Source organism: Paraburkholderia sp. CI3, assembly GCF_050436505.1.
GTDB lineage: Bacteria > Pseudomonadota > Gammaproteobacteria > Burkholderiales > Burkholderiaceae > Paraburkholderia > Paraburkholderia tuberum.
Window position 1 is genome coordinate 4,131,501 of record NZ_JBNDMI010000004.1, and the last position, 23,995, is coordinate 4,155,495.

Sequence of the window (23,995 nt, forward strand, 5' to 3'; positions counted from 1 at the left end):
GTTCCCGCCCGGCATACCTGCGACCGGCCCTGCGCCCGGTACAATGAGCAGTTCCGACTCATCGCTGTCTTCTCCCATTCCCATGTCGCTTTACACCATTACCGGAGCGCAGCTCGCGTTCGGTCACGTCGCGCTGCTCGACCACGCGGATTTCTCGCTCGAAGCGGGCGAGCACGTCGGGCTGATCGGGCGCAACGGCGCGGGCAAGTCGTCGCTGTTGAAAATCGTCGCCGATCTGGCCAAACCCGACGACGGCCTCGTCACGCGTCAGCAGCATCTGAGCACGGTCTACGTGCCGCAGGAGCCCGAGTTCAACGCCGACGACACCGTGTTCGACGCGGTCGCCGCCGGACTCACCGAGGCGCGTGCGCTGCTCGACGAATACGACGCGGTCGCGCATCAGCTCGCCGACACGCCTGAGGGCGCCGAACACGACGCGCTGCTCGCGCGCATGAACACGCTGCAATCGTCGTTGGACGCCGCGGACGCATGGAATTGGAGCACGCGCGTCGCGACCACGCTGCAGCAGATCGGCCTGAACGGTGAAGCCCGTGTCGGCTCGCTGTCGGGCGGCATGCAGAAGCGCGCCGCGCTCGCGCGCGCGCTCGTCGTGCAGCCCGACGTGCTGCTGCTCGACGAGCCGACCAACCATCTCGACTTCGACGGCATCCGCTGGCTCGAAGACCTGCTGGTGTCGCTGCGCGCCGGGCTGCTGTTCATCACACACGATCGCGCGTTTCTCGACCGCGTCGCGACGCGCATCGTCGAGCTCGATCGCGGGCGGCTGCTGTCGTATCCGGGCAATTTCTCCGCGTACCAGACGCGCAAGGCGCAGCAGCTCGAAGTCGAGCGCATCGAGAGCGAGAAGTTCGACAAACTGCTCGCGCAGGAAGAAGTGTGGATTCGCAAGGGCGTCGAGGCACGCCGCACGCGCAGCGTCGGCCGAATCGCACGCCTCGTGCAGATGCGCAACGAGCGCGCCGAGCGCCGCAACGTGCAGGGCAACGTGAAGCTCGACGTCGGTCAGGGCGAGAAGTCCGGCAAGATCGTGGCGGAACTGACGGACGTGACGAAGCGCTATGGCGAGCGCGCGGTGGTGGATCGCTTCACGGCCACGGTGATGCGCGGCGACAAGATCGGCTTCGTCGGTCCGAACGGCGCGGGCAAGACCACGCTGCTGAAGCTGATCCTCGGTGAACTCGCGCCGGACGAGGGCAACGTGCGCGTCGGCACGAATCCGCAGGTCGCGTATTTCGATCAGATGCGCGCGGCGCTCGATCTGGAAAAGAGTCTCGCGGACACGATCAGCCCCGGCAGCGAGTGGGTCGAAATCAACGGCCAGAAGAAGCACGTGATGAGCTATCTCGGCGACTTCCTGTTCGCGCCGGAGCGCGCGCGTTCGCCGGTCAAGTCGCTGTCGGGCGGCGAGCGCAACCGGCTGTTGCTCGCGCGCCTGTTCGCGCGCCCGGCCAACGTGCTGGTGCTCGATGAACCGACCAACGACCTCGACATTCCGACGCTCGAACTGCTCGAAGAACTGCTGATCGACTACGACGGCACGGTGCTGCTCGTCAGCCACGACCGCGCCTTTCTCGATAACGTCGTGACGTCGGTGATCGCATCGGAAGGCGGCGGCAAGTGGCGCGAATACGTCGGCGGCTTCACGGACTGGCAGACGCAGCGCGATCGCTCGGAGCAACTCGCGCTCGAAGCGCAGAAAGAATCGAGCAAGGAAGCGCCGAAAGAAGCGGCGCCGAAGGACAGCGCGTCGGGCCGCAATGCGCAGCGCAGCGCGAAGCTGTCGTTCAAGGAGCAGCGCGAACTGGAGGCGCTACCGAAAATGATTGCCGACCTCGAGGCCGAACAGAAGGCAATCGGCGCGCAGCTCGAAGACGGCTCGGTGTTCGCGAAAGATGCACGCGAAGGCGCGCGTCTGACCGAGCGCTATGCCGAGATCGACGAAGAGTTGATGCTCGCGCTCGAACGTTGGGACGAGCTGGAAAACCGCGTCAAGTAACGCGGCGTGCGCGGCCGGCACAAAAACAACAGAAAGCGCCGCCGCGCACGGCACCGAAATTCAGCCGGCGCGCGCCCGTGCATTTTCCGCCGATACCTATCGCGCCGGCGGTCCTGCGAGCCGTCCATCCTCCATTGCATGTCCCCCAACGCCCGCCGCGCCTTATCCAGTCGGCCAATTCAGCGCGGGGTCAATTGCCGCCGTGATCGAAATCAGTACAATACCCCGCGAACAGGCTTCCCCGGCGGGCTGTGCGTCCATCTCCGGCATTCGAGCGCGCCAACGGAAGCCGCGCGACAAAACAGCTTGCCCGCATCGCGGGCGCTCCACCTAACCCCGTTGTTTCGTTTCGCTTTTTTTGAATACTCAACGCATTGTCCAGGCCCTGTCCACAGGACCTGTGGACAACGATGAACCGACGCACCGAGTCAATCATGTCTACGAAAAAGCCAAACGCCGCGTATAGCGAAGCGTCGATCAAGGTGTTGAAGGGTCTGGAGCCGGTCAAGCAACGACCCGGCATGTACACCCGCACCGAGAATCCGCTGCACATCATTCAGGAAGTCATCGACAACGCATCGGACGAGGCCCTCGGCGGCTACGGCCGGCAAATCACGGTCACGCTGCACGCGGACCATTCGGTCTCGGTCGACGACGACGGCCGCGGCATTCCGTTCGGCCTGCACCCCGACGAGGGCGTACCGGTCGTCGAAATCGTTTTCACGCGCTTGCACGCGGGCGGCAAGTTCGACAAGGCCGCCGGCGGCGCCTATACGTTCTCGGGCGGTCTGCACGGCGTCGGCGTGTCGGTCACCAACGCGCTGTCCACGCGGCTCGACGTCACCGTGTGGCGCGACGGCAAGGTCGCCGAACTGAGCTTCGCGCACGGCGACGTCGCGAAGCCGCTCGAAGTGCGTGCCGCCACCAGGGCCGACAAGAAATCCGGCACGCGCGTGACCGCGTGGGCCGATCCGAAGTACTTCGATTCGCCGAACCTGCCGCTCGGTGAATTGCAGCGTCTGTTGCGCTCAAAAGCGGTGCTGCTGCCGGGCGTCGAGGTCACGCTCGTCAACGAGAAAACCGGCGAGCGGCAAAGCTGGAAATACGAAGACGGCCTGCGCGGCTATCTGCTCGAAGGCATGAACGGCAGCGATCTGCTGATTCCGCTGTTCGAGGGCGAGCGCTACGCGGAAAGCTCGCGTTCGAGCGAAGAGACGTTCGCCGAAGGCGAGGGCGCGGCGTGGGTCGTCGCGTGGAGCGAGGAAGGGCCGCTCACGCGCGAGTCGTACGTGAACCTGATTCCTACGCCCGCGGGCGGCACGCATGAGTCGGGCTTGCGCGACGGTCTTTATCAGGCGGTCAAGAGCTTCGTCGAGTTGCACAACCTGCAGCCAAAGGGCGTGAAACTGCTCGCCGAAGACGTGTTCGCGCGGGTGTCGTTCGTGCTGTCGGCGAAGGTGCTCGATCCGCAGTTTCAAGGGCAGATCAAGGAGCGCCTGAATAGCCGCGATGCGGTCAAGCTCGTGTCGTCGTTCGCTCGGCCGGCGCTCGAACTGTGGTTGAACCAGCACGTCGAGCATGGCAAGAAACTCGCGGACCTCGTGATCAAGCAGGCGCAGGCGCGCACGCGCGCGGGGCAGAAGGTCGAGAAGCGCAAGAGCTCGGGCGTCGCCGTGCTGCCCGGCAAGCTGACCGATTGCGAATCGACGGAAATCGGCCGCAACGAACTGTTCCTCGTCGAGGGCGACTCGGCGGGCGGCTCCGCGAAGATGGGCCGCGACAAGGAATACCAGGCGATCCTGCCGCTGCGCGGCAAGGTGCTGAACACATGGGAAACCGAACGTGATCGCCTGTTCGCGAACAACGAGGTGCACGACATTTCAGTGGCGATCGGCGTCGATCCGCATAATCCGGACGACAAGATCGATCTGTCGAATCTGCGCTACGGCAAGATCTGCATTCTGTCGGATGCGGACGTCGACGGCTCGCATATCCAGGTGCTGCTGCTCACGCTGTTCTTCAAGCATTTCCCGCAACTGATCGAGCGCGGTCATGTGTGCGTCGCGCGTCCGCCGTTGTTTCGCGTCGATGCGCCCGCGCGCGGCAAGAAGCCCGCGCAGAAGCTCTATGCGCTCGACGAAGGCGAGCTCGAGGCGATTCTCGACAAGCTGCGCAAGGACGGCGTGCGCGACAACCAGTGGTCGATCAGCCGCTTCAAGGGTCTCGGTGAAATGAGCGCCGAGCAGCTGTGGGACACGACGATGAATCCCGACACGCGCCGCCTGCAGCCGGTCGCGCTCGGCGAACTCGACTACGATGCGACCGTCGCGCGCATGACGATGCTGATGGGCAAGGGCGAAGCGGCGTCGCGCCGCAGCTGGCTCGAAGAGAAGGGCAACGAAGTGGAAGCGGACATCTGAGCGCATTGCGCCTCAATGCGGCATATGACACTGCAAGCCAAACACGGACACGGAATCTAGATGGACGACGATAACACTCTCGACCTTTTCAACGAGCCACCGTCGGACAGCGACGTGCTGACGCTCGGCAACTACGCAGAGCGCGCGTACCTCGAGTATGCGGTCAGCGTGGTCAAGGGCCGCGCGCTGCCCGATGTTTGCGATGGGCAGAAGCCGGTGCAGCGCCGCATCCTGTTCGCGATGAACGAGATGGGCCTTGGCGACAACGCGAAGCCGGTCAAATCGGCGCGCGTGGTCGGCGACGTGCTCGGTAAGTATCACCCGCACGGCGACCAGTCCGCGTACGACGCACTCGTGCGTCTCGCGCAAGACTTTTCGATGCGCTATCCGCTGATCGACGGCCAGGGCAACTTCGGCTCGCGCGACGGCGACGGCGCGGCGGCGATGCGTTACACCGAAGCGCGCCTGACGCCGATCGCAAAGCTGCTGCTCGCCGAAATCGATCAGGGCACGGTCGACTTCATGCCGAACTACGACGGCTCGTTCGAAGAGCCGAAGGTGCTGCCGGCGCGTCTGCCGTTCGTGCTGCTCAATGGCGCATCGGGCATCGCCGTCGGCCTCGCGACGGAAATTCCGTCGCACAACCTGCGCGAAGTCGCAGGAGCGGCGGTCGCGCTGATCCGCAATCCGAAGCTCTCGCATGCGGAGCTGATGCAGCACGTGCCCGGTCCGGACTTCCCCGGCGGCGGCCAGATCATTTCGAGCGAGGCGGAAATCGCCACCGCGTACGAAACCGGCCGCGGCAGCCTGAAGGTGCGCGCGCGCTGGAAGATCGAGGATCTCGCGCGCGGCCAGTGGCAACTCGTGATCACCGAACTGCCGCCGAATACGGCCGCGCAGAAGGTGCTCGAGGAAATCGAAGAACAGACCAACCCGAAAATCAAGCTCGGCAAGAAGACGCTGACGCCCGAGCAGTTGCTGACGCGGCAGACGCTGCTCGGGCTCGTCGACGCGGTGCGCGACGAATCGGGCAAGGACGCGCCGGTGCGTCTCGTGTTCGAGCCGAAGTCGAGCCGCATCGATCAGACCGACTTCGTCAACACGCTGCTCGCGCATACGAGCCTCGAATCGAACGCACCGCTGAACATGGTGATGGTCGGCGGCGATGGCCGGCCGCGTCAGAAGGGCTTGAGCGAAATCCTGCACGAGTGGATCGCGTTCCGTTTCGCGACGGTGACGCGCCGCACGCGGCATCGTCTGTCGAAGGTCGACGACCGCATCCATATTCTCGAAGGCCGGATGATCGTCTTCCTGAATATCGACGAAGTCATCCGCATCATTCGCGAATCGGACGAGCCGAAGGTCGCGCTGATGGCCGCGTTCGGTCTCACGGATCGCCAGGCCGAGGACATCCTCGAAATCCGGCTGCGTCAGTTGGCGCGCCTCGAGAAGATCAAGATCGAGAAGGAACTGGCCGAGCTGCGCGACGAGAAGGCCAAGCTCGAAGAGCTGCTCGGCAGCGAACCGGCGATGAAGCGCCTGCTGATCAAGGAAATCGAAGCCGACGCGAAACAGTATGGCGACGAGCGCCGCACGCTGATCCAGCAGGAAAAGCGCGCGACGTTCGAAGCGCGCGTGGTCGACGAGCCGGTCACCGTCGTGGTGTCGCAGAAGGGCTGGGTGCGCGCGCTGAAGGGCCACGGGCTCGATACGGCCGGCTTCAGCTTCAAGGCCGGCGACGGCCTTTACGCGGCGTTCCAATGCCGCACGCCCGATACGCTGATCGCGTGGGGTAGCAACGGGCGCGTCTATTCGGTCGCGGTGGCTCTACTGCCGGGCGGACGCGGCGACGGCGTGCCGGTCACGTCGTTGATCGAGCTCGAATCGGGCAGTCATTTGATGCACTACTACGCGGCGTCGGCGGAACAGGCACTGCTGCTCGCGTCGAGCAACGGCTTCGGCTTCATCGCGAAGGTCGGCGATATGGTGAGCCGCGTGAAGGCCGGCAAGTCGTTCATGACGATCGACGCCGGCGCCGCGCCGCTCGCGCCGATGCCGATGCTGCCGGACGCGGCGCAGGTCGCGTGTCTGTCGTCGGGCGGGCGTCTGCTCGTGTTCGGCCTCGACGAGATGAAGACGCTGTCGGGCGGCGGCCGTGGCGTCACGCTGATGGCGCTCGACGACAACGAAACGCTCGTGCAGGCGCTCGCGATCAATCAAGCAGGCGTGATGCTGATCGGCACGCGTCGTGGCGGCCGCGTCGACGAGGAGAAGCTGGCCGGCGCCGAGCTTGCGGCGCATGTCGGCAAGCGTGCGCGCAAGGGACGCGCGCCCGCCAGCAAGCTGAAGCTCGACGGCATGCGTCCGGTGCTGCCGGCCTAGTGGAGTCGATTTAACGAAGTTTGACGCTGTAGAACCGTGGGCGCCTGCTAGCATGCGGGGCGCTCGCGGTCTGTCGCAGCAAAGTCCGTCGCGCGAAGGGCGTGGAAGCAAACGGGGCGCGGCCGCGTCGCGGCCAGATGAACGTGCCGCGATCACAACGACAAAACACGACGCAATAGACGTCGATACCCGGAACTGCCTGCATCACGTATGGTCGAACGCGCTCAGTTGGTGCTGAGCCGGATCGCGTGTCCTAAACGGTGTGGCGTCGTCGGGAGAGGAAAACTACATGAACAAGGCTATCGAAGTCGCGCTTTTTCTGCATCTGCTCGGGGTGGCGGTGTGGGTCGGCGGTATGGTGTTCGCGCATTTCTGCCTGCGTCCTGCGCTCGGCGATCTGTCGCCGCAACTGCGCCTGCCGCTGTGGGAGTCGGTATTTGGCCGCTTCTTCAACTGGGTCGGGGTGTCGGTGCTAGTGATCCTGATCAGCGGCGGCTTCCTGCTGATGCAATTCGGCGGCGCTCATGCTAGCTGGCCGCTGCATGCGATGGCCGGTCTCGGCATCGTGATGATGCTGATCTTCGGGCATATCCGCTTCGCCGTATATCCGCGCATTCGCCGCGCGGTGCAGGCGCAGAAGTGGCCCGATGGCGCGCAGGCGGTCGGCACGGTCCGCCGTCTCGTGCTGATCAATCTCGTGCTGGGCGTCGTGACGATCGGCTTCGCTGTGCTGTCGCGCGGGTTCTGATCGCCGGACCGCCGGACCGCCGGACCGCCGGACCGCCGGATCGCCGGACCGCCGGATCGCCAACGGCGCAGCAGGCTTCGTGCGGCCCGCGACGCATCACGTCGTGGCGCCGTACGCGAGCCACAAACCGCACGCCACCGCCACCGTTCCATACACGGCATACACCGGCACCTTCAGCTTCGCGAAGCACATCGCGGAGAACGTCGCGGTCAGCAGATAGATCGGCTCCAGCGGTACGTGCACGGCAATGCGCAGTACCGCGACCGCGAGAAACGCGGTCGTGACCGCGCGCAGAATCCTCATGCCGTGCTCGAAGCGCGGGTTCACCTTCAACTGATGCAGATGCGGATCGCGATGACTGTCGAGTCATCAGATGCCGCTGCGCGAGCACGACGAGGCAGCCTGACGGCACGAATAGCGCGAGCGTCGCGATCAGCGCGCCGAGCCAGCCATCGACGAGATAACCGAAGAACGGGACCACGTTCAGCAGGGGTCCCGGGGACAACGGCGACAGCGTAAACGCGAGCGTGAAGTCGTTATCGGACACGCCGACCACCGGCGTGACGAACAGCGTCTTCAGCACCGGCAACGCCGAGAAGCCGCCGCCGAACAGCGTCATGCCGGCGCCCGCGAGGCGCGGCCACAGCAGCGCGAGGTCATAGCGATGCGGCAGCGGCAGCGCAAACAGCACGAGCAGCACACCGAGCGCGGCCAGCAGCCGATAGTCGCCGCGCTGCAGCGACACGGCGAGTCGCGAGTCGCGCTCCCGACTCGCGAACCAGCCGGCGCCGAAGGCCGCGCCGAGCATCACCACATACACCGCGGCGCTGTGCGCATAGAGCAGCGCGATGCTGCCGAGCAGCGCCGCCGTCCATTCGAGCTTGCCCCGCACCAGCGCGCGGGTTTGCTTGTACCAGGTGACCGCGATCAGCGTCGCGAGCACGACGCTGAAGTGATGCAGCAGGGTTTGCGACGCGATCGTGTGCACGATGGGCGTGCGATAGAAGATCGCGAACAGCGTCATCAGCGTGAAGAAGGGCAGGACGCTCGCCACCCCGGCGACCCATGCGCCCGCGCGTCCGCGCAGCGCGTGCCCGAGCTGCACGGCGACGTTGCAGCCGACGGGTCCCGGCACCATCCACGCGAGCGCGATCAGGTCCGAGAACGCCACGCGCGAGAGCCGCCCCTCGCGTTCCACGTAATGATGCTCGAGCTGCGCCATCAACGCGAGACCGCCCCACGACAGCGCCGACAGGCCGCACACGACCCGGAACAGCGTCCATAGCGGTTCCCGTTGCCCGCGGCGGGCAGCCTCATCGCTCGTGATGGTCTGCATCGGCGCTGCACGGGCCCGCCGTGCGGGCGCCCGTCCTTTAATTGTTGCTCGATAGGCTGCTTGCGCTGTGGGCTTCGTGCGCGACGCGGCGGCCGCCGACGCTGTTCATGCCGCATACCCCGAAGCGCTCGAGCAGTGCCGGGATCGCCTCCACTGGCACCGGCCGCGAGAACAGGAAGCCCTGTGCCTCGATATGGCCGAGCGCGGCCAGCCACGCAATCTGCTCTTCGGTCTCCGTGCCTTCGACCACCACCGTGAGCCCGAGCGAGCGCGCGAGGTTGACGATCGCGGTGACCATTACGCAGACGCTGCGGTCGCCCGGAATCGCCTGGACGAACGAGCGGTCCACCTTCAGCGTATCGACGGCAAAGCGGTTGAGATAGGACAGCGAAGAGTAGCCGGTGCCGAAATCGTCGAGCGCGATGCGTACGCCGAGACGCTTCAGCGCGAAGATTTTTTCGGAGACCACTTCCGGAAATTCCATCATCGTCGTTTCGGTGATTTCGAGTTCGAGGCGACGCGCGGAGATGCCGGTTTCCTCGATCGCGCGCGAGACCGTTTCGAGCAGGTCGCCGCGCCAGAACTGCACCGCCGAAATGTTCACCGCGAGCGATAGCGTGTCGTAGCCCTGCTGCTGCCATTGCGCGAGCTGACGGCATGCGGTCTCGATCACGAAGTCGCCGATCGGCACGATCAGGCCGGTCGACTCGGCCACGGGGATGAACTCGTTGGCCGGGATCAGTCCGTGCTGCGGATGGTTCCAGCGCACGAGCGCTTCGAAGCCGGTGATGCAGCGGCGCTTCAGATCGATCTTCGGCTGATAGGCGAGGAACAGTTGCCCCTCGGCCAGCGCGACGCGCAACTGCTGTTCCCACTTCATCAGATGGTCCGCGCGATGCGACAGATGCGGCGAATAGAACTGGTAGCAGTTCTTGCCGGCGTCCTTCGCGCTGTACATCGCGAGGTCGGCTTTCTTCAGCAGGTCGATCTCGCTTTCGTTGGCGACCGAGTACAGCGCGATGCCGATGCTCGCATGCAGCACGAACGCGCTGCCGCGCACCTCGAACGGCTTCGAGAACGCTTCGCCGGCGGCTTCGGCGAGCGCGACCGCGCGCTTTTCGACATCGTCGCCCTTGATCACGACGACGAACTCGTCCCCGCCGATGCGGCTCAGCGCGCCGTCGTCGCCGACCGCGGTGGCGAGGCGCGAGGCTGTCATCTGCAGCACGATGTCGCCGGCGTTGTGGCCGAGCGTGTCGTTGACGGTCTTGAAGTTGTCGAGGTCGATAAAAAGAATCGCGAGGCGACCCAGGTTGAACGGCTGCGCGACGTCATGGCGCAGCGCCTGCAGCGTCGCGTAGCGATTGCGCAGGCCGGTCAACAGATCGTATTCGACGAGTTCCGTCATCTCGCGCTCGCGGCCCAGCAGTTTGCCTATCAGGCCGGTCGCGACCGCGAAGAAGCTGAGCATCGCGAGCGAGATGAAGCCCGCCATCAACAGATAGACGTTGCGCGTGTGGTTGTAATCGGCGAATTCTTCGCCCTGCGAAAGACCGACGAGCACGCCGAGCGGATAGCCGTCGATGTGCCGGTACGACACGATGCGCGTGACGTTGTCGATCGAATCGACGTAGGTGCCCGACACATGCTCCGAGGTCGGATACGTGCCGCTCGCGGTGAACGTGCTGCTCGTCCTGCTGGCGTTGCCGGTGCGGCGCGCGAGCACGGTGCCGCTGTCCGAGATCACCGCGATCACGCCTTCGCGGCCGATCGCCGCGTTGTTGTAGAAGTCCGACGTAAAGTAGCTCGGGTCTTCGGAGACCACGATGACGCCCGCGAACGAGCCGTCCGGATGATTGAGACGCCGCGTCATCTGCAGCGTCCAGTGACCCGACACGCGGCCGAGCACGGGCTTGCTGATGTACAGCTGGTCGTCGTTTTCGTGCTCGTGGACCTTGAAGTGCTCGCGGTCCGACAAGTCGATGTGAGCGGGGTTGAGTTCGGCCGTATTGGCGATCAGTCTGCCGTGCTCGTCGATTATCGACACCTGCACGAGCGTTTCGCTTTGCACGACGCCTTTTTCGACCGTGCTCGCGAGATCGAAATGATTGGGCGTCTTTTCGAACTCGTACTTGACGAAGCGCGTGATCTGATCGACCTGGTGAATCGCCTTGATGGTGTGCTGCTCGAGCGCCGCGGAAAGTATGGCGGAAGACGCCATCGCTTCGCGGTACGTCGCGTCCCTTTCTACCGACAGCCGCGCGAAGATCACGGTCCACAGCAGGATCAGTACGAGTACCCCGAGGGCGGGAATGACGAGCAATGCGCGCCGGCGCGTGACCAATGGATCACGTCGCGGCCTGGCTTCGCGCGGCTCGGAGAAGCGGGACTGAGTCATCGCGCGGGCCTTGGCTGGGTGCGGGCCACTTGCAAACGCATGGGCATCGACTGCGCGAAATAGATGGATGGCTGCATGGTGACCAAGATGCCAAAGCTGCTGCGCAGGAGGAGAGGGCGTGGCGCCGCGCCGGACCGTCCACAGGTCATCGGATACGGTTCGATATTACTGAATGCCACTGGATTAAGGAAGCTTCCGGGCATGGGGTATACGCTCGCGCGGCGGGCGCCCAGGTGCGGCTGTTCACGTGGCCTGCATCGCCGGTCCTATGACGCGGCCGGTCCGTGGTTTGTCGAAGACTTCATCGGCAACGGTGCCTGCCACTCGGCAGTTTCTGGCAGGGCTTTTGCAATCCGGCCACGATGAATTCGGAGAACCAGGTATGGCGACGCCATCGCGCTGCGGCTTTTTGTGGTGTGAAGCGGCGGCATGTGGCGTGTCGCCGCGGCGTGCGCGCGAAGCCGCAGCTCGCTTACGCGAGCCGGCACGTGCCGTCGACGATCGTCACCGAAGGCCCGCCGATCCAGATCTTGCCGCGCGCATCGTCGTAGTGGACCGACACGTGGCCCGCGCGCCCGAGCGCGGTGCCCTGACGCGCCGTGTAGCGCGCGGCGGGACGACGGTGCTGCAGGTTCAGCAGACCCGCGAGCGCGGCATTGGCGCTGCCCGTCACCGGGTCTTCGCCGACACCGAAGCCGCCGCCCGCCATCAGGCAACGGACCTCGAACGTCGCGGGGCCGTCGGCGTCGTGCGGTCCATACACGGCGACGCCGTGCGTGTCGACCGAATGCACGAGCTCGGCGAGCGCCGCCGCGTCGGGTTCGAGCGCGAGGCAGGCGCGTGCCGAATCAACCCGCACGACGAGCCACGGCGCACCGTTGTCGACCGCGCATGGCGGCGCGCTGAAGTCGATCGCCTGACTACGTAAAGCCGTAGACAGCGCTTCGTAACGATGCTCGGCGAGCGGTGTCACGCGCGCGGGCGGCGCGGCGAACGCCCATGCGCCGTGCATGTTGTCGCCGCCGTCGAGCGCTTCGAGTTCGACGAGACCCACGCCGCATTGCTGGATCAGCTTGCCGGCCTGCTTCGGCTGGTAGCCGCTTTCGCGCAAAGCATGCGCGGTGCCCAAGGTCGGATGACCCGCGAACGGCAACTCGCCCCCCGGCGTGAAGATGCGCACGCGATAGTCGGCGGCCGCGTCGATCGGCTTTAGCAGAAACGTGGTTTCGGACAGATTGGTCCAGCGCGCAATGGCCTGCATTTGCGCGGTATCGAGCGCGTCGGCATCGAACACGACGGCAAGCGGATTGCCCTTGAACGGTGTCGACGTAAACACGTCGACCTGTTTGAAACGAACGGTGTGAGCGGACATCGACAGGCCCCGGCGCAAAGGACGTTGAGGGAGTTCGCGGATTCTATCCGCCTGCGCGGCGGCGATCCACCGTCGCCATAAAACAAAAACGCGCCGCCCGTGCGTGACACCGGTCGGCGCGTTTGAATCGCAATGCGGCGTGAATCAGGTGCCGATCTCGCGCGACACCGCACGCATTGTCACATCGCGTCGATGCTATTGGACCTCGGCGATCAGCTCGATCTCCACGCACGCGCCGAGCGGAATCTGCGCGACGCCGAACGCCGAGCGCGCGTGCTTGCCGCGTTCGCCGAACACGTCGGCGATCAGTTCGGACGCACCGTTGGTGACCAGATGCTGCTCGGTGAACTCGAGCGTCGAGTTGACGAGGCTCATCAGCTTGACGACGCGCGTGACGCGGTTCAGGTCGCCGACGTGCGCATGCAAGGTGGCGAGCAGATCGATCGCGATCGAGCGCGCGGCGGCCTTGCCTTCCTCGGTGGAGAGCGTCGCGCCGAGCTTGCCGACCCACACCTTGCCGTCCTTCCTGGCGATGTGGCCCGACAGGTACACCGTGTTGCCGCTTTGCGCGCTCATCACATAGGCCGCTGCCGGCGCACCCGCCGCCGGCAATTCGATGCCGAGTTCCTTGAGCTTGTCGTACACATTCGATTGAGCCATGTCGTGTCCTCGTTTCGGTGAGATTGCATGAATGCGGGCGGGGCGAAGTCCGCACGCAACGCGCGTGCAAGCTTCGCCCCGATGGCAGTGCGGCTAACGCCGTTCAGATTTTCGCGCGCACGAGTGCGGCGAGACGCGCCACGCCTTCGTCGATTTTAGCCGGTGGCACCGTGACGAACGACAGACGCAGCGTGTTGTGCTGGGCTTCGCTCGCGAAGAACGGAGCGCCCGGCACGAACGCGACGTTCTGCGCGACCGCTTCCTCGAGCAGCTTCATGGTGTCGATGCCCGCCGGCAGATTGACCCAGATGAACATGCCGCCTTCCGGACGGTTCCAGCTGACGCCTTCGGGCATATAGCGCTCGAGCGCGGTGAGCATCGCGTCGCACTGGTTGCGGTATAGCTCGCGGATGGTCGGCACGTGCGTGTCGAGAAAGCCGTCCTTGACCACCTCGTGCACGATGCGCTGCGTGAAGCTCGGCGTGTGCAGGTCGGTGGCCTGCTTGGCCTGCACGAGTTTGAAGATCAGCTCCTCGGGCGCGATGATGAAACCGACCCGCAGACCCGGCGCGAGCACCTTCGAGAACGAGCCGAGATAGACGATGTGATCGGGCGCCATCGACAACATCGTCGGCAGCGGTTCGCCCGCGTAGTCGAGCGCGCCATAGGGATCGTCCTCGATCACCGGGAACGGCGCGGTCTTCGCGAACTCGGCGAGCGCGCGGCGGCGTTCGACCGGCAGACGGCGGCCCGTCGGATTCTGGAAATTCGGCTGCGCGTACAGCAGACGCGCGCCATTGGTCAGTTCCGGCTTCAGCCCCTCGGGGATCAGGCCCTGCTCGTCGGTCGGCACCTGCACGTAGTGCGGCTCGTACATCGAGAACGATTGCAGCGCGCCGAGGTAGGTCGGCGTTTCGACCAGCACCGGGCTATCGACGCAGATCAGCACCTTGCCGAGCAGGTCGAGCGCCTGTTGCGAGCCGGTCGTGATCAGCACCTGCGACGCACGGATCTGCGCGCCGTTGATCGAGTAGCGCTGCGCGACCCATTCGCGCAGCGGCAGATAACCTTCGGTCGCGCTGTACTGCAGCGCCGCGGCGGGCGTGTCGCGCAGGATGCGGTCGGACGCCTCGCGCATGCGCTCGGCCGGAAAGGTGGCCGGCGAGGGCAGGCCGCCGGCGAAGGAGATGACTTCGGGCCGTTCCGTGACCTTCAGGATCTCGCGGATCGCGGAGCTCGTGAGCTTGCGCGCGCGTTCGGACAATTGCCACGTCGGGGCTTTCAGGTCGCTTTGGTCCATGATCTCCTCTGCTGGTATTTCTGGAACCGGTCAAAATTTCAATTATCGCGCGACTGGCCAACCATTGCCGCTGGGGTGTCACCGGGGTTGCCACGGGGGTTGCACAATCACGCGCTGTTTATCCGAGGGTTCGAGAACCCTCGGGTGTTTCGAATTCGGCGACGAGCGCCGCCGCGCCGTCGGTCGGCTGTACGTCGAGCAGGTGCGCGGCGCCGAGCCAGCGCAGTTGCTCGCCAATCAGCTCTGGCCGCGGATGCACGGCTTTCAACGCTTTCAGCGCGAGGTTCGTCGGCGCCATCGACTGCGACGGATGCCGCGTCGAGTCCCACTGGATCAGCGAGGGCAGCACGCCGTCGCCGGCGCCTTGCCACGCCGGGAACGACCCGTCGTCGGGCACCGTCAGGCCCCACGTGAAATCGCCGCGCGTCATCGGCACGACCGGCGCGATGCGCTGCGGATACTGCGCTTGCCACGTCGCCAGATGCTTCGGCCGCTCGACGCGCGCGACCCAATGCGACAGATACGGCCCGTTTTCCAGTCGCGCCTGCGTCGCCGGGTCGTCGAGCGCGAACAGGCGCGGGCGCGGCGCGGTGCCATCGGTTGCGTCGGCCGCGGCGTGCGGATCGATTGCGATCACTTCCAGGTAGACCCCGCCCCACAGGCCGAGCAGGCGATTGTGGGTCCGCATCAGCGGATGCGCGCCGCCGCCGGCCGGCGCGACGCCGAGCGTATCGGCGACGTACTGGACGCCTTCGTCCAGGGTGCGCGCGGAGACGACGAGGTGATCGAGACTGAGCGATTGGGCTGTCAGGGTGGTCATGGCGGATCGACGGAAAACGCTGTTCTTCGCAAGGGCCAGTTGCGCGCCACGCTTGAAGGCTGCGCTGCCGGGGCCGTAAGCATAACCGTTTGCCGGATCGGCGGGCCATGCGGATGGATTTACATGGCGTCACCAGCCTCGCTGGATTCAAATGTAACGGCCGTGACCTGCACAGTAACGGTACAATCGGCGCGATACTATTCGGTACAGTTGGAGTCCGTCATGTCCGTCCCACTTACCCAGATTCCTGCCCCGCACGACACCGCGTCGTTGACGCTGGTCGAACAGCTCGTCCAATGGGCGCGGCGCCGCATCGAGGAGCGCGTGTTCCGCCCCGGCATGCGCATGCCGTCGATCCGCAAGCTCGCGCTCGACAAGGGCGTGTCGCGCTTCACGGTGGTCGAAGCGTACGAGCGGCTCGTCGCGCAGGGTTTTCTGGAGTCGCGGCGCGGCTCCGGCTTCTATGTGCGCGAACGCCAGGGCGGCGCGGCGAGCGTCACCGAGCTGCACCCGCGCGTCGAGACGCTGCCCGCGCCGGCCAATATCGACGTCGTCTGGCTGCTGCGCAACATGCTGCACACCGGCGCGCGGCCCGAGCGCAGCCCGGGCCTCGGCTATCTGCCGGCCCGCTGGCTCGACGGCGACCTGATCACCAACGCGCTGCGCACGCTCGGCCGGCAAAGCGGCATGCAGATGCTCGGCATCGGCACCGCGCAAGGTTTCCTGCCGCTGCGTCAGCAGTTGCAGACGCGGCTCGAGGAACTGGAGATCGGCGCGTCGCCCGAGCAGATCGTGATGGTGTCGGGCATCACCCAGGCGATCGACCTCATTTCGCGCATCTACGTGAAGCCGGGCGATGCGGTGATCGTCGGCGATCCGGCGTGGTTCCAGATGTTCGGCTGCTTTGCGTCGCAGGGCGCGCGGCTCGTCGGCATGCCGTACACGCCGGGCGGCCCCGATCTCGACGCGCTCGAAGCGCTGGTCCAGGAATGGCGCCCCAAAATGCTGGTGATCAACTCGGTGCTGCAGAACCCGACCGGCACCTCGCTGAGCGCCGCGCAGGCGTTCCGCATCCTGCGGCTTGCCGAGGCGTACGACTTCATCGTCGTCGAGGACGACATCTACGGCGACCTGTGCCCGCCCAGCTACGCGGGTACGCGGCTCGCGAGCCTCGATCAGCTAAAGCGCGTGATCTACCTCGGCAGTTTCTCGAAGACGCTTGCGCCGAATCTGCGCGTCGGTTTCATCGCATGCGCGGCAGAGGTCGCGATGGTGGTCGCCAATCAGAAGATGCTGGTCGGCATGACGAGCCCGGAGTTGAACGAGCGCGTGATCTACAAGATCCTGACCGAGGGCCACTACCGGCGGCACGTCGAGCGCATTCGCGCACGGCTCGACGGCGTGCGCGAGAAGGCCGTACGGATGATCGAGAAGACCGGCATGAAGCTGTTTCTGACGCCGACGGCCGGGATGTTCCTGTGGGCCGACACCGGCGTCGACGCAGGCGCGCTCGCCGCGGCCGGGCACGAAGCCGGCTATCTGCTGACGCCGGGCGGGCTGTTTTCGCCGCAGCAGTCGCCGAGCACGTGGATGCGCTTCAACATCGCCAATTGCGGCGATCCTGAATTACCGGCGTTCCTAAGCCGTTATCTCGACGGCGTCGCGCGCCGCGCCTCTTGAAACCGCGCCGGAGCGTCCCCATTTGCGCGGACGATCCGGCGGTCCGGCGCTCCGGCACGGCGGGCCCGAACCGCGGTTGGAATCCGCTTCGGCCGCCGCTCATCCCCCAATTCGCAACAGAGAGGAAGTCCGACCATGGCACAAGAAACCATGAGCTTTCAGGCAGAAGTGAAGCAACTTCTGCAACTGATGATCCATTCGCTGTACAGCAACAAGGAAATCTTTCTGCGCGAGCTGATTTCGAACGCGTCCGACGCGGCCGACAAGCTGCGCTTCGAGGCGATCGAAAACAGCGCGCTGTACGAGAACGATCCGAACCTGCGGATTCGGGTGTCGTTCGACAAGGCCGCGCGCACCGTCACGATCGACGACAACGGCATCGGCATGAGCCGCGACGAGACGATCGCGCACCTCGGCACGATCGCGCGTTCGGGCACCAGGGAATTCTTCGGCAAGCTGTCGGGCGACCAGCAGAAGGACGCGGCGCTGATCGGCCAGTTTGGCGTGGGCTTCTACTCGGGCTTCATCGTCGCGGACAAGATCACCGTCGAGACGCGCCGCGCCGGTTTGCCGGCCTCGGAAGGCGTGCGCTGGGAAAGCGCGGGCGAAGGCGATTTCGCGGTCGAGACGATCGAGCGCGCCGCGCGCGGCACGACCATCACGCTGCATCTGCGTGCCGATGAGGACGAACTGCTGTCGTCGTATCGGCTGAAGTCGATCATCCAGAAGTACTCGGACCACGTCGCGCTGCCGATCCTGATGAAGAAGGAAGAGTGGGACGCGGAAAAGAGCGAGATGGTCACGAAGGACGAGGACGAGACCGTCAACCAGGCGAGCGCGCTGTGGACCCGTCCGAAGAACGACATCACCGACGACCAATACAAGCAGTTCTACCAGCACATCTCGCACGATCATCAAGATCCGCTGACGTGGACGCATAACCGCGTCGAAGGCCGCAGCGAGTACACGCAACTGCTGTACGTGCCGGCGCACGCGCCGTTCGATCTGTGGAACCGCGAGCAGCGCGGCGGACTGAAGCTGTACGTGAAGCGCGTGTTCATCATGGACGACGCCGAGCAACTGCTCCCCACGTACCTGCGCTTCGTGAAGGGTGTGGTCGATTCGGCCGATCTGCCGCTCAACGTGTCGCGCGAAATCCTGCAGGAAAGCCGCGACGTGAAGGCGATCCGCGAAGGCGTGACGAAGCGCGCGCTGTCGATGCTGGAAGAACTGGCCAACGCGGACAACGACGCCGATAAGGAAAAGTACGCCGGCTTCTGGAAGGAATTCGGCCAGGTGCTGAAGGAAGGCATCGGCGAGGACTTCGCCAATCGCGAGCGCGTGGCGAAGCTCGTGCGCTTCGCGACGACGCATACGGGCTCGGCCGAGCAGACCGTGTCGCTGGCCGACTATGTCGCTCGCATGAAGCCCGAGCAGACGAAGATCTACTACGTGACCGCCGACACGTGGCAGGCCGCGTCGAACAGCCCGCATCTCGAAGTGTTCCGCAAGAAGGGCGTCGAAGTGCTGTTGCTGACCGATCGCGTCGATGAATGGATGCTGTCGTTCCTCAACGAATTCGACGGCAAGCCGCTGCAAAGCGTCGCGCGCGGCGACCTCGATCTCGGCGCGCTGAACGACGAGGAAAAAGAGGCGCAGGAGAAGATCGGCGAAGCGTTCAAGCCGCTCGTCGAGAAAATGAAGGAAGCGTTGAAGGACAAGGCGAAGGACGTGCGGCTGACGTTCCGCCTGACCGACTCGCCGTCGTGCCTCGTTGCCGACGACGGCGAAATGAGCGGTTACCTGCAGCGCATGCTGAAGGCCGCGGGCCAGCAGGCGCCTGAGTTCCATCCGATTCTCGAAGTGAATCCGGAGCACGCCCTCGTGAAGGGTCTGCATGCCGATAGCGCGAATTTCGATGACTGGTGCCATCTGCTGTTCGATCAGGCACTGCTCGCCGAAGGCGGCGCGCTGGAAGATCCGGCGAGCTTCGTGAAGCGGACCAATGCGTTGCTGCTGTCGCGCGCGGGTTGAGCGTGAGCCGAAAGCGTTGATGTCGTTGCTGGATTGACGCCCGGTAGTTGAGAAATGCGCTGCTTCGGCAGCGCATTTTTTTGCCTTCTGGTTTGCGTCGGCTGCCCTGGCTGAAGGAGCGCGCACGATCGCCGCGGTCGTTGCCGCGAAAAATTACCGTCGGAGCACGCCGCTATAATCCGACACCATGCCTATCCGTTTCGATCCCGCCGACGCCCACTGGCGCGTCGCGCCTTTGGCCACTTTCAGCGCCGCCCAGAAAGACTGGCTGACCCGCGGCGGTTCACTGACCGCGCACCTGCGAGCGCTCGGCGCGGTCGCGGTGCGCGTGACTCGCGAAGCCATCGCGCTGCCGTGGCCCGACGAAGCCGCCGCGCTCGGACTCGCGCCGCGCGCGCCGGTGTGGGTGCGCGAAGTGGTGCTGTCGGTCGATGGCGTGCCGTTCGTCGCCGCGCATAGCGTGACGCCGCGTGCCGCGAGCGTCGGCATCTGGCAGGCGACGCGCCGGCTGCGCACCCGGCCGCTCGCGGAGTTGCTGTATAGCGATAGTAGTGTCGCGCGTTCGTCGCTGGTGAGCCGCAGGGTGGGGCAGCGGCATCCGTTGTATCGGTTGGCCGCGCATGAAATCGACGGCGGCGATCGGCATGCGCCGCATGCGCTGGTGGCGCGTCGCTCGGTGTTCGAGCGGCATGGCGCGCCTTTGATGGTGACCGAATGCATGTTGCCGGCACTGTGGGAGCATTTGCGTGCGTTGGACGCGGCCGCTCGCGCGCACGCTGCCGCGTCAGGCACCGGCGCGGCGCATATCGCGCACGCGCGGGTGCGCGAGCACGGTCGTCCGCTCGATCACACCGCGTCGCGTGCGCACAGCGTGCCGCGCGGCGCCGACGAGCGGAGCCGCTGATGTCGTTCAAGCGTTGCTTTGCGCCTGTCGTCGACGCTGATACGCGGGTCTTGATCCTCGGTAGCTTGCCGGGCGAGGTGTCGTTGGCTCACGGCCAATACTACGCACACCCGCAGAACAAATTCTGGTTACTGGTCGGTGAAGCGATAGAACGGGATCTGGTTGGTATGGACTATTCGACGCGTCTCGAGACGTTGCTCGAACACCATATCGGACTATGGGACGTCGTTGCCGAGGCTCGTCGAGCAGGAAGCCTGGATAGCCGGATTCGCGACCATGCCAGCAACGATCTGATTGCTCTCATCGATACGCTGCCGAAACTGGCTACCATCGCCTTCAACGGGGGGACGGCGGCCAAAATCGGGATGAAAGCGTTGGGCGAGCGGGGAGTGCAATATCGGCTTGTCCGTTTGCCATCGAGCAGTCCCGCCCATGCCTCGGTTTCATACGCTCAAAAGCTGGACATATGGCGACGGCTCACCTGCGTCTGATCGACCGACAGGATGCCATTCGCGGTTCATAGATCGAGCGCAAGAAACCGTGTGCCTTCGACTGGATTCTCGTAGTAGGGCGCGGTTTCGACGAACCCTAACCGCTCGTAGATGAGCTGTGCAAAACGGGTTTGCGGAACCGAGTCGAGAACCAGCGTCGAGAATCCCAATGTCTTCGCTTTCCCGATCACCGATGTGACCAGCGTTTCGCCAAGCGACAACCCTCTGAATGCTTCACGAACATAGAGCCGTTTGATTTCCGCAGTCTCTGCCGTATGGCGCAGCAGCCCCGCGCAACCGGCGAGCTCGCCGCCGGCGTCGGCGACGAAGAACATGCCGGATGGCAGCGTATAAACGTGTTCGAACGCGTCCATTTCTGCATCGAATCCGCGGTACGACAGATCCATATCCAGCCAGCGGACATACTCGTGGATCACGGCGACGAGGTCGTGCGTATCGGCGGGGAAAACGGCTTCGCGAACGATCGGCCGCGGCGTTTGCATGGCGGCTCTCAGATCCATACGTCGTTTTCGGCCGTTCTTTCGTTGGTCGTATCGCCGGTATTGACGACGCCGCGCGGTTCGATGAGCAGCAGCTTCACCTCGGATTCGGCATACGGCTTGTGCTCGACTCCCTTTGGTACCACCGCCATTTCTCCGGGAAACAGTTCGATCGAACGGTCGCGGAAGTCGATGCGCAACCGGCCTGCGAGGACGATGAAGGTCTCGTCGGTATCGGCATGCCGATGCCAGACGAAATCGCCGACTATCTTTACGACCTTGAACTGATAGTCATTCATTTCAGCCACGACGCGCGGCTGCCAGTGGTCGTCGATCTGACTGATCTTGTCGAGCAGGTTGATGGTCTTGTATTGGCCGCGTTGCTCGGGTGTCGGCTGGGAATCGCTTTGCATGGTGGCTCCATTCGGGTGATACCTGGAACAGAGCATAGTCCCGCCGCCGGCGAGTGTCTTGAACGATCGTGCAAGCTTGCGTTAGCCGGCGCGCCGATCGCTCGTCATCGCGAGCCAACGTGCGGGCGGGATCCCGTATGCGTGGCGAAAATGTCGGGTCATGTGGCTCTGGTCGGCGAAGCCGGCTGCTGCCGCCGCGTCCACGAGGGAAACGCTGCGCAGCATCATCGCGCGCGCGGCTTCGAGCCGGCGCATGACCAGGTAGTGATAGGGGCTGGTGCCGTAAAAAGTTCGGAAATCGCGCGACAGGCTCCAGCGGTCCTGCCCGCTGACGACGGCAAGTTCATCGAGCGTGACGGTGTGCGTGCACGATGCGTGCAGATATTCGCGTGCTCGCTGCGCTGCCGCGAAATCCGCGGACTTGCGCGTCTGCCGCGCGCCCGAGGCGTTATCCAGCGCGAGCGCGAGACCGGCGAGCGCGTCGTCACGTTCGAGCGGCTCCGCGTCGCCACGCATCTGGCGCAGCGCTGTCTGCGTGGCTTCGAACAGGCGCGAATCGGTCGTGACGCCGCCTTCGACGAACGGCAGGGGGCGGCCGCCGAGGACTTCCTGGATTGCAGCGGGCTGCACGTAAATCATCTGATAACGAAATCCCTCGTTCGTGCCGGCCTGACCGTCGTGCACTTCGTCGGGATGCAGGACCATCGTCTGTCCAGGTAGGCTGGTGCGCAAACCGCGCCGGTAATGGAAGCATTGGACGCCGGCGAGGGTCAGGCCGATCGCGTAGGTGTCGTGCCGATGCATGGAGTACGCGTTGCCGTGGAAAAACGCTTCGATGCGTTCGACTCCGTGAGTGGATTCCGAACGGGAAATCCAGTCGGATTGGGCTTTCCGGGTATCGCCGTCCATCACACGCTCCGGCTTGGTTTGGCAGATCTGCGGGAACATCGATATCGGAGGATTGTACCGGTGCGAATGTTCGCACGCTTGGCATGCACGATGGCGCGACTGACGTCAGTGTCTCGACGCGGGTCCGGTCCTGAGCAATTGCCTACTCACTCAGTAACCGTTTTACTTCATCAAGGAGGGAATCCGTCGTGTAGCCCCACAAAACAGGATCGAACTGGCGGCCAAACCGCTCCTTGAACTCTGAGTCCAACGTCTCTGGATAGTCGGCTTTGAATGAATCTATGTCAGATATGAGCGCGTCAATGTCAGTCGTTGACATTTTCGTCTGTCCCGAGCAATTGCCTACTCACTCAGTAGCCGCTTCAATTCGTCAAGGAAGGAAGCAGTAGTGTAACCCCACAACTCCGGGCCGAACTGGGAGCCATACGCCTCTTCGAATGCATCGTCCAGATTGCTAAAGTTCTCTCTCTCTCGAAGTTTTCAATTTCAGCAAGTATGTTCTTTAAACTTTCTTGTGAACTATCTCTTCTGTAGCAACCTACGATCACTTTGATGGTGTTACCCCAGTACGAAAAATCCTCGTTAAGGTACACACCAAAGAGCTGGTTTAGTTCGGGGTACAGCGGATTTTCATTCATAACTGCGTCTGATAAGTCGATGAACGCCGTCAGGACGTAATAGGGCAATGCCTCGGTCAGCTTCGTCGTGCCCTGCTGGGTCAATGTGGCCGTGTCCTGGCCCGTCCAGACCTGACGCAAACCAGCCGCCGCCGTATCAGAACCATGTACGCCGAACACGACACACCCTGCCTCGGTGAGCATGGTCGGTTCCGGGATCACACACAACGCACTTGCGCCGACCATTTCCAGCACGCCGCCGACGATTTGCAACCCGCCCCATAGCCGGTTGGAAAGCATTTCGGTCTGGGTGATTGACTGCCTTGCCAATACCGCCGCCAATTGCGGCGCACTGAGCACCATGCGCACGCCGTCCGCATCCTGTTGATACGACGTTCCGAACTTCTCCGTGGCTGTCGGGACTGCCACGCTAGCAGGCGACAACAGGTAGAGGAATGGGCGACGGATGAAAATTCGGGATCTGATGTATTCAGGCGTACTGCAGGACTGTCCGCATTGCAGGAAGTGGATCGATCCGTGACATTCGAACAGGCGATCGTCGGCAAAACCGGCCTTCTGGAACTGACCATCCACATTGCTGGTGAACACGAACCCGCCGCTTCTTTTCGCCGATGCCCAGCGGCGCAAGATCTCGAAACCCGCGTGCGGGACGGTGCGCCGGTACAGGTTGAGCCGATGGCCGTAGAAACCCCATGCGCGGACCGGATCACGCAGGAAGGCTGTTCCATTGGCAATGTCATGGAAATTGATTCCGCCGGTCTTCAACGCCGGATAAGCCGCCCAGAATCCGTGATCGCCTCGAAAGTCGGGTAGTCCGGAATCGACGCCCATGCCTGCGCCCGCCGTGATCAGAATGCCGTCGGCTTCGCGTATCCAGTCAGCCGCGATCGTCATTTGCTCTGTTGTGTCCATGCGTGCTCCCGTTGTTCACATTCCGAATTCTCCTCGCAGCCCGAAAATGAGGCAGAATCCA

18 protein-coding genes and 2 pseudogenes are annotated in these 23,995 nt (G+C 64.3%); 8 read left to right on the forward strand and 12 right to left on the reverse strand.

What is annotated here, in order from left to right:
- The first annotated feature begins 82 nt into the window (after window positions 1-82).
- The 4 genes from OKW29_RS40460 to OKW29_RS40475 all read left to right on the forward strand — a co-directional run bounded on the left by OKW29_RS40460 (window position 83) and on the right by OKW29_RS40475 (window position 7,567).
- Entirely contained in the window at window positions 83-2,017 is a 1,935-nt protein-coding gene (locus tag OKW29_RS40460; protein WP_429295019.1) for an ATP-binding cassette domain-containing protein, read from the forward strand.
- 434 nt (window positions 2,018-2,451) lie between these two features.
- A complete protein-coding gene (locus OKW29_RS40465) occupies window positions 2,452-4,437 on the forward strand; it encodes a DNA topoisomerase IV subunit B (protein ID WP_184021455.1) in 1,986 nt (661 codons plus the stop codon).
- Window positions 4,438-4,497: 60 nt separating this feature from the next.
- On the forward strand, window positions 4,498-6,819 hold the full coding sequence (gene parC / locus OKW29_RS40470) for a DNA topoisomerase IV subunit A (RefSeq protein WP_429294820.1): 2,322 nt from the start codon (window positions 4,498-4,500) through the stop codon (window positions 6,817-6,819).
- Between the two features lie 289 nt (window positions 6,820-7,108).
- A complete protein-coding gene (locus tag OKW29_RS40475; RefSeq protein WP_184045759.1) occupies window positions 7,109-7,567 on the forward strand; it encodes a CopD family protein in 459 nt (152 codons plus the stop codon).
- A gap of 96 nt (window positions 7,568-7,663) precedes the next feature.
- On the opposite strand, the pseudogene OKW29_RS40480 reads toward OKW29_RS40475, so the two are convergent.
- The 6 genes and pseudogenes from OKW29_RS40480 to OKW29_RS40505 form a co-directional block, all read right to left on the reverse strand.
- Window positions 7,664-8,903, reverse strand: a pseudogene (locus tag OKW29_RS40480) (chromate transporter).
- A 37-nt stretch (window positions 8,904-8,940) separates the two neighbouring features.
- A complete protein-coding gene (locus OKW29_RS40485; RefSeq protein ID WP_429294821.1) occupies window positions 8,941-11,301 on the reverse strand; it encodes a bifunctional diguanylate cyclase/phosphodiesterase in 2,361 nt (786 codons plus the stop codon).
- A gap of 472 nt (window positions 11,302-11,773) precedes the next feature.
- On the reverse strand, window positions 11,774-12,673 hold the full coding sequence (locus tag OKW29_RS40490; RefSeq protein ID WP_429294822.1) for a PhzF family phenazine biosynthesis protein: 900 nt from the start codon (window positions 12,671-12,673) through the stop codon (window positions 11,774-11,776).
- A gap of 195 nt (window positions 12,674-12,868) precedes the next feature.
- Window positions 12,869-13,333 (reverse strand): RidA family protein, encoded by a 465-nt coding sequence (locus OKW29_RS40495; protein ID WP_184059485.1) that lies wholly within the window; start codon window positions 13,331-13,333, stop codon window positions 12,869-12,871.
- A 103-nt stretch (window positions 13,334-13,436) separates the two neighbouring features.
- A complete protein-coding gene (locus OKW29_RS40500) occupies window positions 13,437-14,633 on the reverse strand; it encodes a PLP-dependent aminotransferase family protein (protein WP_090803607.1) in 1,197 nt (398 codons plus the stop codon).
- 118 nt (window positions 14,634-14,751) lie between these two features.
- Window positions 14,752-15,444 carry a VOC family protein gene (locus tag OKW29_RS40505; protein ID WP_429295020.1) on the reverse strand — a complete coding sequence of 231 codons (693 nt, stop codon included), beginning with the start codon at window positions 15,442-15,444 and terminating at the stop codon, window positions 14,752-14,754.
- A 231-nt stretch (window positions 15,445-15,675) separates the two neighbouring features.
- Here OKW29_RS40505 and OKW29_RS40510 point away from each other — a divergent pair, with 231 nt between their 5' ends.
- The 4 genes from OKW29_RS40510 to OKW29_RS40525 all read left to right on the forward strand — a co-directional run bounded on the left by OKW29_RS40510 (window position 15,676) and on the right by OKW29_RS40525 (window position 20,562).
- Complete coding sequence (locus OKW29_RS40510) at window positions 15,676-17,133, forward strand: PLP-dependent aminotransferase family protein (RefSeq protein WP_429294823.1); 1,458 nt, start codon at window positions 15,676-15,678, stop codon at window positions 17,131-17,133.
- Window positions 17,134-17,268: 135 nt separating this feature from the next.
- On the forward strand, window positions 17,269-19,167 hold the full coding sequence (gene htpG, locus OKW29_RS40515; protein ID WP_429294824.1) for a molecular chaperone HtpG: 1,899 nt from the start codon (window positions 17,269-17,271) through the stop codon (window positions 19,165-19,167).
- Between the two features lie 187 nt (window positions 19,168-19,354).
- Complete coding sequence (locus OKW29_RS40520; protein WP_429294825.1) at window positions 19,355-20,071, forward strand: chorismate--pyruvate lyase family protein; 717 nt, start codon at window positions 19,355-19,357, stop codon at window positions 20,069-20,071.
- Window positions 20,071-20,562 (forward strand): DNA-deoxyinosine glycosylase, encoded by a 492-nt coding sequence (locus OKW29_RS40525; protein ID WP_187627063.1) that lies wholly within the window; start codon window positions 20,071-20,073, stop codon window positions 20,560-20,562. The genes OKW29_RS40520 and OKW29_RS40525 overlap by 1 nt, the downstream gene beginning before the upstream one ends.
- A gap of 26 nt (window positions 20,563-20,588) precedes the next feature.
- Here the strand turns inward: OKW29_RS40525 and OKW29_RS40530 are convergent, their stop codons facing one another.
- From OKW29_RS40530 to OKW29_RS40555, 6 genes and pseudogenes are all read right to left on the reverse strand, one after another.
- Window positions 20,589-21,083: a GNAT family N-acetyltransferase gene (locus OKW29_RS40530; RefSeq protein ID WP_429294826.1), complete on the reverse strand. Its 495-nt coding sequence runs from the start codon at window positions 21,081-21,083 to the stop codon at window positions 20,589-20,591.
- A complete protein-coding gene (locus OKW29_RS40535) occupies window positions 21,074-21,475 on the reverse strand; it encodes a cupin domain-containing protein (protein ID WP_429294827.1) in 402 nt (133 codons plus the stop codon). Before OKW29_RS40535 ends, OKW29_RS40530 begins: the two co-directional genes overlap by 10 nt.
- A gap of 81 nt (window positions 21,476-21,556) precedes the next feature.
- Window positions 21,557-22,384, reverse strand: a complete 828-nt coding sequence (locus tag OKW29_RS40540) for an AraC family transcriptional regulator (protein ID WP_429294828.1) — start codon at window positions 22,382-22,384, stop codon at window positions 21,557-21,559.
- Between the two features lie 142 nt (window positions 22,385-22,526).
- Window positions 22,527-22,703, reverse strand: a complete 177-nt coding sequence (locus OKW29_RS40545) for a contact-dependent growth inhibition system immunity protein (RefSeq protein WP_429294829.1) — start codon at window positions 22,701-22,703, stop codon at window positions 22,527-22,529.
- Window positions 22,704-22,746: 43 nt separating this feature from the next.
- Window positions 22,747-23,364 (reverse strand): contact-dependent growth inhibition system immunity protein, encoded by a 618-nt coding sequence (locus OKW29_RS40550; protein WP_429295021.1) that lies wholly within the window; start codon window positions 23,362-23,364, stop codon window positions 22,747-22,749.
- Between the two features lie 138 nt (window positions 23,365-23,502).
- A pseudogene (locus OKW29_RS40555) lies at window positions 23,503-23,934 on the reverse strand (SIR2 family NAD-dependent protein deacylase); the annotation flags it as partial.
- Window positions 23,935-23,995: the final 61 nt, after the last annotated feature.